The 11,736-nt window shown below is 40.0% G+C and carries 2 protein-coding genes; both read right to left on the reverse strand.

Going from position 1 to position 11,736, the window contains the following annotated elements; genetic code table 11:
- Positions 1-260, reverse strand: a 260-nt coding sequence (locus MTF64_RS19375; RefSeq protein ID WP_248452395.1) for a hypothetical protein, incomplete at its 3' end; no start/stop codon positions are given.
- 724 nt (positions 261-984) lie between these two features.
- Positions 985-11,736: a non-ribosomal peptide synthetase gene (locus MTF64_RS19380; RefSeq protein WP_248452396.1), complete on the reverse strand. Its 10,752-nt coding sequence runs from the start codon at positions 11,734-11,736 to the stop codon at positions 985-987.

Genomic DNA, 11,736 nt, shown 5'->3' on the forward strand with positions numbered 1-11,736 from the left:
GAACCACCTTCTAATTGGTCTATCAGCCACAGCCTTTGTTGGCTGAATGATAGTGGAAGCTGTGACGGAGGATTCTCTTTAGAACGAGGAAAAATGCGACTTCGGGAATGTTGTTCATTTGCTAGTAAACTAATGAGAGCCTGTTTATTAGCAATAATCGACGCTTTTAGATCTGAGGGAAACGTAGGCTTAGTTTGCTTAAATTTAAGCTCCCCATTTTCCACGTACAGCGCAATACCCGCATCTGCAGCGCTCTTCAATATTTGATTTGTCATTTCATTATTAGTTTTATTTAATTTTGCGAACAATTACTAATCGCATAGTTCACACAAGTTCTTAGGGTATTACAGTACACAAGCAAATTCAGAAGCACTGTTCCCTACTTAGAACTCGGTATAAAACACATATAAAACAGTTACCAGCTCAACAGCCAGTTCATCAGCGGTTACCAAAATTTGATAATGAAAGAGTGGGCAGCTCTGCCTAAAGAGCCTACTTATAGATGAACTTAGTTTTGAAATTTATAACGCACATTGCCGCATTCAGTACTAGTCCCTTACTACTTAACTCAATTCTGCTGTTTATTTGTCCATATGCACGATACTTATTCCAATTAGGTTAATCTCTAACCATAGACAAGATTCCTACCTTATCTATTACATCCAAGTAAAAAGCAATGTCACTCATCGGTAGAAATAACATTTTACGTAGAGTCTATGCACCCAACAAAAGTTAACTCAAAAATAACCGATATTTAACATAAAAATAATTATATTCATACTTCTGTCAGGAGTCAATCTCTTTCTTAGAACCCATCATAGTACTTTGGCCATAAACCGATTTCCCTGCAATATCTAATCAGCGCCTAACCGCAACTCACTACTTACGCCTATTTACCGTCGCTATGACTGGGAAGCTCATTTACTTCACGGTAGTAAGCAAATACTCATAGAGCGGTTAAACAGGCAATTAAAGTACACTTCATCACAGTACTCCCTCATTGAAAACTTCCTCAGCTTCACTGAGTTGTTTCATATTCATTATCATTAAACGGCTTTCCAACAAAGACACTATGTCATTAATTGAATTAGTGGAAAAAACCTCTTGAATGGTGAGCTCCACTTCAAAATACTCCCTCAATCTTGCGACTAGCTTAACGACTAATAAAGAATGTCCTCCTAGCTCAAAGAATGAGTCGTTCATCGATACATCGGTTGAGGCCTTATCAAGTAAAATACAGCATACTTTATGTACTTGAATCTCTTTCTCTGTTTTAGGTAAAAGCACCTCCCTATCCTTACTCGAGATCAGGTTTAGTAACCCTAAACCGTTTACTTTACCATTGGCGTTTAGAGGGAATTCATTAACTAACGTAATTTCACTAGGCAACATGTAGGCAGGCAGAAATGCAGCTAACTCCTCCTTAATCGACTTAACCGCAAATTTTCGACCTTGCTGCAATATATTAGGTTTCAAATTTGACGAATGTAAAAAACGATCTTTTTGAGTTTCTGCTTTGTTAAAAGCGAATATGTTTACCAGTTCAGTAGCCTTTAACTCTTCACTTTGAACTATGGTGTATTTAAAATTATGTCTCTCTAGCAACGATGTAATTTCCAATAAAACTTCCGGGGAATTTGAACTTTCGATTACAACCTGTTTAACTAAAGGCCAATGCTCATTTCTGAGACCTTGCAATACTCTTAACTCACTGCCTTCGACATCAATTTTCAATAAATCTATATGGGTCAGACCGTAGGTATCTATTTGGGTAGATAGTGTAGACAGCTTCACAGTAATCATTTCGGCTTTCAGTCTGTCTTTTAGCATTTCTTGAAGATCTGTTTCAGCTAAACTTTCATCTTCTTTCAACAAACGAGTCATTTTATCTACATTATTAATCTCACTGTTTTTCTCACCCGAGAATACCGTTGCATTTGGGTAATACTCAAACTCTTGATGACCAATCTCCGACGAAAGTCCAACACAGTGAGGTATAATATTGTCTGAACTATAGACTTCAGCATTAAGCTCAAGACACTTAAAAGTTTTTGGTGCTGGTTCATATGCATAAACTTTTGCAGAAGGAACTGTATTAGCGACATGAATTGACAACATGCCAATATTTGCGCCAACATCTATCACAACAGCCCCTTCTTCCAATGATACACCTTCTTGAAAATAGCTTTCTTTCTCAATGATATCGCTGTAAAGATACTCAGTTTCAAGGCGATTTAGTCCGGCAACTTCCATTCCATTTTGCAAATCAAAAAGACGAACATCGTCTAATTTGTTATCGCTCAGCAACATCAATATTTTAGAACATGCTGATAATATGTGAGGAGACACCTTGGCAAAAGCTACTATTTGCGGGTCCGTCTTATTATTATCTACCATAACAAATGCTTCAGAAACCCCACTACACTTCTCCATTGCATGATTGATTTCACTTAAGTCAATCCTATATCCCCGTACTTTTAGTTGATTGTCTTTCCTTCCAATAAACTCATATTGACCGGAAGCATGCTGCCGAACCAAATCACCAGTTCTGTACATCTTCGTTCCAGAACCAAATGGACACGCTATAAAAGACGTGATTGAATTTGACTCATTAATATATCCATCAGCAATACTCACACCAGAAACACACAGTTCGCCAATCATTCCAGGATCTACCTGATTAAGTAATTCATCTAAAACGAATACACTTTTGTTTGGTAAAGGGTTACCAATCAATAATCCGGAACCAACCTCTGAATCAGCCCCCTTGACCTCATGTATTAAACAGCCAATAACAGTTTCCGTAGGACCAAAATGGTTGTATATTTTAGCTTGTGGAAATTGTTTTCTGATACTTTCAACTAATCTTAGATTTAGAGTTTCACCGCCTATGACGAATGAGTGTGAAAGGTAATTTGAAGGTGTTTTTCCACTATTCAACAACTCTAAAACTGCAGACATATGCGAAGGTGTTAACCTAATCATCCACTCCTTACTCGTATTTTCTGCAAGCTTCTTAGTTGCACCAGACAGCAACTCTCCCTCTACAAACTCAACAAATCCTCCCCTAAGCAGCGGTGCTAATAGTCCAGGTATGCTAAGGTCAAAAGCAAAATTGGTTATTGATAAAGAACCGTTGATGTGTGGGCCATAATACAAATCACAAGCGTTCGTCAGATAATCAGTGACTGCCCCTTGGCTAACCCGAACACCTTTGGGTTTTCCCGTGGAGCCAGAGGTAAAAATAATATAAGCGGGTTGCTCAGCGGAGAGGTTGTGGCAATCTACTTCTTCACTGTAGCACTCAAGCCAGTCATCATCACTTGCACAACCATCAATGTCTACTATGTCAGCCGTTACGTTATTTAGAGACGCAAAATAAGCAGATTCGGACAAAACTACATCCACTGAAGATGCTGACAAAAACTCAGCATTTCTGAGGGCGCTATTTTGAGTAGACAATGGGACGTAAGCAGCCCCCGCTCTCCAGGTTGCAAGAATTGCTATTACAATTGATGCGTTATTATCTCCCAATATGGCTACGCTATCTCCACTTGAAACGCCTGACTCAATTAACAGCAATGCAAGACGCTCAGATTTTTTCTTAAGAGCCTCATATGTAACATCCGAGCTTTCATCTTGAAGTGCAAGATTGTGAGGAGTTTGGTCTACTTGCTTATCAAAAAGTGATACGAAATTGTTTCGAACCGGATTGGGGATAAAGTCACAAATTTTGCTTCTGCTTGATTGTGATTTGAACCAACTTTCTTCAATCGATCTATCAGGGTCATTGTGAGCTTGCTCCGAAAATCTTAACAAGCTATTTGCCATGCTTACAATGGTAGTTTTATCAAACAATTCGGATTGATATCGCCAATTAAGCTCAATCTTATCTTCTAATTCTATGACACTTAACTCAAGGTCATATTTAATAATATCAGTTAAGAATCCCAGATTTTCAATACTCACCCCTTCCATTACAGGCTGTTCGTTTTTGACATTCATACTCAGTGCAATCTGGAATAACGGATCAACATTTTCTAACCGCTCTGGATTAAGTTTCTCAACAAGCGTATCAAATGGAACAATGCTATGGTTTTGTGCATCTAATGTTGTTTTCCTAACTGAATCCAAAAACTCAATAAAATTAAGCTTACCGTTTACACGAGAGCGTATTACCAGTGTATTGACAAAAAAGCCAATTAGAGAATTTAATTGATGATGTTCTCTACCAGCAAAGGGAACACCTACCACTACATCATCAGTGCCTTGCCAGCGAGATAAGACATAAGCAAACATTGAGTGAATGACGGTGAACACTGACAAGTTATGTTTCTTTGCCAGATGTATGATTTGTGAATTTGCTTCAGATTCAATATAAGTTGTGTAGATTTCCCCTTTAGACACTTTCATCTTGGCTCGAGGTTTATCCAGAGGTAAAGAGTGCACTGCGGGTAAACCATCTAGGTTTTCTTTCCAATAATTTAAGCTTTCCGATACCTTTTCATCTGAGTAATTTTCATTTTCCCAAATAGCATAATCACTATATTGAATTTCAAGCGGAGCATAGTTCTTGTTTCCAGTAGAAAAAGCCTTGTATGTTTCTAACAGCTCCTTTTGCATTATGTTAATAGACCAACCATCACAAGTAATGTGGTGCATAACTATGAAGAGCGCAGCATCATTGTCATCAAATTGTACTAACTGTGCACGAATCACGCTGTCAGTAGCCAAATTAAATGGCACTTCCGCAAGCAATTCGAATTGCGACTTTAATACACTTAAACGGTCTTCAAAAGTTACATTAGGTATCTCTATGACAGGCAGGTTGAACGCATTGTATGGGTCAATTTTCTGAAAAACTTCTTCCCCCTTTAAGGCATAACGAGTGCGCAAAATTGACTGCTTCTCAATCAACGCACCAATAGCTTCTTCCAAAGCCTCTACATCAAGTGCCCCCCTAAGCCTAATTGCCAACGGCACATTATACCGAGCTGTTTCTGGATCAACTTTGTTGAGGAACCATAACCTTTTCTGTGCTAACGAAAGCGGAATGTTTTGGCAAGAGTCACTTTTCGCATAAATATTTGCGATCTTCATTTTCTGAGCAATAGACGCAGCAACTTCTCTAATAGAAGGGCCTTCATAGAAGTCTTTTAACGTTATTTTTCTGCCATAATTACTTTGTAATAAACCAATTAACCTTATTGCTAAAACAGAGTTACCACCAAGTGAGAAAAAGTTAGCTGTAACACTTATCGCCAGCTTTTCCAGTGTAAGAACTTCAGCCCAAACTGTAAGAATGTGTTCCTCGTCAATACTCGATGGACCTTCTATGTTAGTCGTTGATGGTACAAATTCAGGCTGAGGTAAAGACTTAATATCTACTTTTCCATTCGCGGTAAGCGGCCAACTCTCGACGATCTCAGTAAGCTCAGGAATCATGTAACTGGGAAGTTTGCTCGAAATAAAGTCACGTATGCTTTTTTTCAAATCGCTGACATCCGACATGATTTCACCTTCACATATCTTTAGGTATGAAACTAACTTATTGCTACCAGCAATACAGAGATTCACGACGCGGGCAGAATCTACTTCTGGGTGCAAGCAAAGCTGGAATTCTATTTCTCCAGGCTCTACCCTGTAACCGTTGATCTTAATTTGTTCATCTGCCCTGCCAACAAACTCTAAATTACCGCAAGGTAAATATCGAACTAAGTCACCTGTTCTGTAAATTCGCTCGCAAACTTGAGGCATTTCATGAGAAAAGTATGGGTTTTTCACAAATTTACTTTGAGTTAACTCAGGCTGATTAAGATACTCTTTGGCAACTCCTTCTCCCCCGATATATAACTCACCAATCACACCTGATGGCGCTAAATTCATTTGTTCATCTAACACTAAAAAGAAGGCATTATTTATTGCTCTGCCTATATGGAGGTATGGTGAAGTATAGTTTTTTGCTATCACAGACTGAGTAAACCTTGCGAAACTACAACCAACTGTCGCTTCGGTTGGCCCATACTCATTGATAACGATTAGGTTAGGAAGTGTTGCCGACAAACTCGCCACTGTATTTGTTGCTAGCTGCTCTCCACCTACAACAAAGACGTGAGCGTGGTGAACAAAATCAGACAACGACAAACTTAACAAATGTGCAGGAGTGAGTTTATACAGAGCCGGTAAACTTGACTGAATAGAGTCGACTAAGTGCTCAAAAAAGTGTTCCCCCTCAGGCAGTAAGCTAACATAACCACCTTTTAACCAGGCACTAAATAAAGATGTAACTGTTGCGTCAAAGTTAAGCGACGTACACACAATAGAGCGAGTTAATGACTCGTGCCAGTATTCAGTAGCTGTAGTTAAATAATTTATAACGTTACGATGAGAGACGATAACGCCTTTCGGTTGCCCCGTTGAACCTGAAGTATAAATTACATATGCAGGAGCATCAAACTGTCCGTCCAGAATTCCACTGAAGTCCGGCTGGTGCTCTAAATCGCTAGGTAGAATGCTGTCATTAAAGAACTGGTCTACACACAATGTGTTGCAGTTAAAGCCATTGCCTTCATCTATTAACCCCGAGTGACTGACTATTATCGGCAATTTAGCATCACTGATAAAAAAATTAATTCGTTCATTAGGGTAATTAGGATCTAGTGGAACATAAGCAGCACCGCTTTTTAAAATAGCGAGTACAGTTATAACCATTTCTATCGAACGTTCTAAATGTACCCCTACTAACACCCCTTGTTGCACATGCCATTGGTCATACAGATAAGCCGCAAGTCTGTTAGCTTGGCAATTGAGCTCGCCGTAAGTTAAAGTCTGGCCACAATACTCTACAGCCACTTCATCAGGTGTTTTCTCAGCTTGCTGTTCAAATAGCTCATGCACAAAGGAGTGCTCGAAGTCGGTAGCGGTGAAATCGCTTAACCCTGCAAGCAACTTATTGGTTTCAGCATTATTTAACACTGACACATCGCTTATCATTTTGTCAGGATTAACATCAAGTTGCTCGATTAAAGAGGCCAGTGCATGACTTAAATAATCACATACTTGTTTTCCGTCAATCGCTGCATCACATTGTGCGGTCAATAAGAAACCACTATTAGAGCCTGCATCATCAACGTCAATTGTCACTGGGAAATTAGTTCTTTGCTCAGTTTCCACTATAGAAAAATCACCTGAACTTAATGGCTCCTCTGCATCTTCTGGTGAATGCCTGAAATTCAAAATAGAATTAAACAATGGCTCGTTGGCGGCGACTTGAGTATACTTTTTCACCTCAAACAAGGGAACTTGCTCAAACGGTAGTAACCTTCTCAAACCATCATTAATTTGACAAACTACCTCAGCAACTGATTGATGAGCCAACTTTACTCTAATTGGCAACGTATTAATTATCACACCTAAGGTTGAGTCAATCCCTTCTACGGGTTGTAGTCGACCAGAAAGTACAGTGCCAAAGACGACGTCATCTTTACCACTACAAGCACCGGCTACCATAGCCCAAGCGGCGTGAAATAAGGTTGCTACACTCATTTTGTTAGCTCTGGCATATTGCCTTACTCTTGCAACAATATGTGGGTCAAGCTCCTTTCGATACTCGTTCACATCAGTGCCATCCCCTTCGATATCACTAAGTTCAAAGAGCAACGTAGGCTCTACCACATCACCCAGATGTTCAGAGAAATATTGTCTAGAGTCATTGTTAGAAGCTTGATGCTGAGCATATGCAATAACATTTCGATATGATGGATTAGAGCGCTGTGGTGTGACACCATTTGTCAGATAATGGTTCAACTCTTGCTGCAATAGCTCAGCCCCAACATGATCCATAATTAAATGATGGTGCTGCAGTAGCACTAAAAATTCTTCACTTTTTTTCTTTTTTCCAACAACTAATCGACATAACGGGGCCTCAGTAATATCGAACCTAGAGGCACCATAACGCTTGAGTTCAGTTACTAATTCATCATTATCCACGTCGCTCAATTCGACATAACTTACTGGTAATTTACTGTGTCGTGTAACCACCTGCACAGGTTGGGAAATTTCTTCCCAGATAAAACATGTTCTCAAGATATCATGTCTATCAATTAAGAATTCGAGGCCACTTATCAGTTTGTCTACACTATGCTGTGTGCTGACTGATAACACAGTTGAAGTGATATACGGGTCTACATCTTCATTCATTAAGTGGTGATAAAGCATTCCCGATTGTAATGGACCAAGTGCATAAATATCCTCAATATTCGCCACGCCACCTGAGATTCGAGAAACTACCTTATCAATATCTGTCTGAGACAAGTCAACCAGCGATAACATTTCAGGCGTTATTTTTTGAGTGTTTATATGAATGAGTTTGTCTGGCGCTCTAAAGTCCTGACAATTCGAGTCTAAGTGGGTTGTGATATGCTCAACGAGTAAATCAACTTGTGGAAAATCAAAAATCTGCCTAAATGTCACATTAATATGGTGCTTTTTAAGGCTAGCAATTAACTTCATCGCCAACAGTGAATGACCACCAAGTGTAAAAAAGTTATCAGTAACACTAATTAAAGACGCATCTAGCTGAAGTAAATCCGCCCACAATGTAACCATTAGCTTTTCGGTTTCGGTTCTAGGTGCTATGTATTGATTTGCAAAATCTGCTTTTTCGGGCTTAGGTAACGCATGCTTATCAAGCTTACCATTGGCAGATAATGGCCATTCTTTCATTTCGATAAAAAAGCTTGGCATCATGTAACTTGGCAGTTGGCTACCTAGCAGTTTGGTAAGAGAAAAGTCTAGAGGCTCTGAGCTTGACAGATCTTCATGTAGCTGAATATAAGCAACAATAACTGTTTGCTGAGTCACCGTTTCCTTGGCTAACACTACTGCATCTTTGACAGCTTCCAGTCGTTTTATCACATACTGAACCTCCCCAAGCTCAATACGAAAGCCATTGATTTTGACTAAGTCATCCGAGCGCCCCACAAACTCAAACAAACCATCCTCACGGCAACGAACTAAATCACCTGTTTTATATAACGTAGGAAATAAATCGTCATGCGGGTTAGTAACAAAGCTTTTAGCTGTCAATTCCTGGTTATCCAAGTAGCCCTGTGTAACACAGCGGCCTGACACACAAAGTTCACCGGTGATCCCTAGAGGTTGAATCTGCAGACTGTCGTTTAACACATATAAAGCCGTGTTATGCATCGCTTTGCCTATAGGCAAGCTTAATGCACCTTTATGTTGGTTGATGTCAGCAAGTGGATAAAGGCTACAGCCAATTACGGTCTCTGTCGGTCCATAGTGATTATAAATGGCTGTATTTGGAAATACCGCCTGCAGTTGAGCCGCGACCTCAGGCGAAAATGCTTCTCCACCAATAACAAAAGAGTGACGCTCAAAAGAACACTCAGAGCCAATGCTCGCAAGCACCCCAACGACATGACTTGGTGTCATACGCACAAGCCAAGTTCGTGAATCATCAATTAATTTGTCGGCTAGTTCTTCTAACTCATGGCCTGAACGCGCTAAATACACTGTTCCGCCATTAACAAGCGGTAGTAATAAGCCGGGTAACGTAATATCAAATCCGTGTGACGTAACAACAACTGAGCCATCAAGCTCACCATAATAGTTAGCTGACGCATAATCGATATAGTCAACCAAAGCAGAGCTTGGCACTACGACACCTTTTGGCCTACCTGTCGAGCCTGATGTATACAAAAGATAAGCGACATCATTTGGTTCCACTAGCGCATTTTCTGTCTCGATATCCTCATATTCGATCAGCCAGTCTTTTTCTTCACATCCATCCAATTCTATGATGGCTATATTTTCGCTTGGCAGTTGCGGCAACAATTCAGTTTCAGTTAATACACAACTCACTTGCGCATCTTCCAAAATCATAGCGGTACGACTAGCAGCATTAGATACATCAATTGGAATAAAACAAACCCCCATACGCATTAGGGTGTACATCGCAACTAATAAAGAAGGGTTGCGTTCAGTAAAAATAGCGACCCGGTCACCTTGTTTTATTTCAATCTCAGTTAATAACGCTGACAAGCACCTAACTTTTTGATCTAGTTCGGCAAAGCTAATTTGCGTTTCTGCAGTCTGGATACAAACGCAATTTTCAGTATGAGATAAAGCTTCAGTGACTCTATCGTATAGGTTGTAACTATTAGGTAAAGAAGTCTGTTCTCCCATACCAATAGCTTTGATTGATTCTATATCTTGATCAGGTAGCAAAGGCCATTGTTGAAGGTCAGTAGTGAGAGACTCCAACACAGTATCACTTAGCCACGAAAAACTCTTCGCCATTTGTCGAACTAGCTGGCGGCTTAACGTACCTTTTCTATAGTTCCACTCAAGCTCGAGCTCGTCCCCCCTATCCTGGATAGTTAAGTCGAGATCAAAATGAGTCACTGTCTCTGCACTCTCAAGCAGTTCAAGCTGCAATCCAGGCAAGCTTAGATCTGATGACTGAAAATTTTGATAAACACACTTAACGTATGCTGTTGGGTTTAGGTTATCTAGCGCTGCAGTTTGTGGAACATTCAGATTGGACAAGATGTCAAGATCTTGGGCTTTAACAGTATCAAACAATTCACTAAACAGAGTCATTTCATCCAGTTTAGTCCTTTGCACTAACACGTTAAGAAAGTGGCCCACCATATTCTGGGTTTGATCGTGATATCGCCCAGCATCAGGAACAGCGATCGCTATGTTTTGCTCGCCACTATAGCGGTTCAAAACCCAATACAATATGCTTTTTAATAATACAAATAGTGTGGTGCCCTCACCTTTGGCAAGCCTTTCTAGTTTTTGCCTTTTTTCTTTAGACAACACCTCCACCAGCTTTTCTGCGTGGTATCCTTTATTCTCCTCCGGTAAGGTAGGTAGAGAGTGCGATGCGGGCAAATCGGCCAAATAGGATTGCCAGAACTCAACCCCTGCTTTTTTGTTGCAATTAGCTAGCTGCTGGGTTGCATGTGTAACATAGTCGATAAACTGAATTGGCAAGTCCGGTAACTGTGGCTGTAGATCCAGTAGAAAGCTTTTGTAACAAGCACTAAATTCTTCCGTTAATATTGCCATCGATATGCCATCAGAAACGATATGATGCAAATTGAAAAGCAGTACTCCCTCTGATTCTCCCAATTTCAAAAAACTAACCCTAAAACACTCACCTTGAGTTAATTTAAATGGAATGCGAGCTTCATTCACAACCCAATCGTCAACAGATTCCTCGTCTTGTAAAGCCGTTACACGGATCTCAAGCTCGAAAGGCTCTATAGATTGCTGTAAAGGGACATCGCCCTGTACAAAGAACCTTGTTCTGAGCATTGCATGGCGCCTAATTAGGAAACTTGCCGCTTTATTTGCTACAGCAAGATCAAACTTCCCTTTAACACGAATTGCGGCGGGCATATTATATTCAAAGCTATTTCCATTTAAGATTGCTTCTGCAAGCCATATCCGTTTTTGCGAGTCAGTTAATGCATAATGCTTTGTTGCTTCATTTACGCTTATGATATTGCTTTCTAAATCATGTGTATGACTTTCAATACTCTCTAGCACCTCAATAATTGCAACTTTATTCTGCTTAATCGCTATTTTGTGCGCATTGGTTAATAAGTTTTTTTCAATTTCGAGCTTAAGCTTACCCTCAGTCACTGATAACTTGCCGCCTAACTTGGAAAGGGACTTTATAATTTCTAAGGCTTGGTACAT

It is taken from the genome of Pseudoalteromonas sp. 2CM41L, from assembly GCF_023161905.1.
GTDB lineage: Bacteria > Pseudomonadota > Gammaproteobacteria > Enterobacterales > Alteromonadaceae > Pseudoalteromonas > Pseudoalteromonas atlantica.

Excerpts from the sequence above, each read along its gene's own strand:
- MTF64_RS19380 (WP_248452396.1), bottom strand. The coding sequence starts at position 11,736 with ATGTACCAAGCCTTAGAAATTATAAAGTCCCTTTCCAAGTTAGGCGGC.